Consider the following 1,347-nt stretch of genomic DNA (forward strand, 5'->3'; position numbering starts at 1 on the left):
GTTGATGATAAACTATTAATTAGCTTAAAAGGAAAAATAGAAAGGGAGAATGTTTAGATGAGTGATCAAAAAATAGATATGATTTTAACTGCTTTGAATGAGTTTAAAGGCGAGTTTGTTGAGTTTAAGAAGGAAAACAAAGAACAGTTAAATCGTATTGAGGAAGCTGTTATTCGTTTGGAAGAAAATCAACCTCAAGATATAACTGCTATGCTTAGTCAGATTAATAGAAAACTTGATGATCGTGACAATGAATTACAAGTTTTGAATAAGCGACTTTTTAAGACTGAAAGTGAAATTGAGAGATTAACTCGTCAATAAATTCTATGAAAGAGGAATTTATATGTTATTGTCGAAACATAGAGAAATGAGAAAAAACCGCCCTTGCTTTGGTCGGCTTGGCGGTTTCTCAAATACATAGAGGACAGGAATTAGTGTCCCTTTCTTACTTATAGGATATATATATTCTAACATATTGGGACTAATTCCTGCCACATAGGGAGAGGAATTAGATGAAAAAAAATAATGTTGTTGATTTTGACCAAGCTGAAAAGAATGCTAGAAAAAGAGATTTTGAAAAAGATTCAGAAGCTAGATTCAAAGCCGAAGAATTAAAAAAATCACTACTAGACCAACTAAAAGAACTTACTGGTGAAGAACATTTTATTGGAACCAGTAAAGATCCATTTGCAGGGGAGCCATTCAATCAGGTCATGCATAGAAATTTAGATTTACTAAATAGAATTGGTTATCTTAATCAAGCCGAAGGAGATTTTCTATTTCGGATTCAAGCTTATTTAGAATTTAAAAGTAATGTAATTATTTGCAGGGAAGATAAATTTAAAAAGAAACGAAAAAATGTTGAAGACGATTTTGAACTTCCTAAGTCTGCAACGGTTTCAGAAATTGCTGAAATGATAGGGAAATCAAGACAAAAAACGTCTGTAATTATGAATGGTTTGAAGGATAAAGAGATTTTACTTAATCCCGAAGGGGCAGGACACGTTATTGAAAATGGAAGAACTGTAAGCCCTAGAACGTGGATTGTAAATCCTTATATTATGATTTGTGCACCTAGAAAAAATAATGTCCAACTGGACAAGCTAACTATGAGATTATTTCAACACTCTTTGAAAAATCTTAAAGATCAGAATGGAAAAAAGGTAACTTTACCTGCAAGATTTTTTTAATAAAAGATTTTAGATCATATCTGAAAATGATATGGTCTTTTTTTATTATTTGGAATTTATTAGGTGTCACGAAAAGGTGACAAAAACACGTCAAAGTGTCACGAAAAGGTGACACCCCAAAAAGTACAACAAAACTAGTCATACCAACACTTCTAAC

Annotated in this window: 2 protein-coding genes; both read left to right on the top strand. The window is 31.8% G+C overall.

Features of this window, described 5'->3' with window-relative positions; translation table 11 throughout:
• The first annotated feature begins 57 nt into the window (after positions 1-57).
• Entirely contained in the window at positions 58-321 is a 264-nt protein-coding gene (locus ACEWK1_RS27630) for a hypothetical protein (protein WP_416636883.1), read from the top strand.
• 191 nt (positions 322-512) lie between these two features.
• Positions 513-1,190 (top strand): Rep protein, encoded by a 678-nt coding sequence (locus tag ACEWK1_RS27635; protein WP_416636884.1) that lies wholly within the window; start codon positions 513-515, stop codon positions 1,188-1,190.
• Positions 1,191-1,347: the final 157 nt, after the last annotated feature.

Origin of the sequence: Metabacillus sp. YM-086, from assembly GCF_048059995.1 — a bacterium.
Lineage (GTDB): Bacteria > Bacillota > Bacilli > Bacillales > Bacillaceae > Metabacillus > Metabacillus litoralis_B.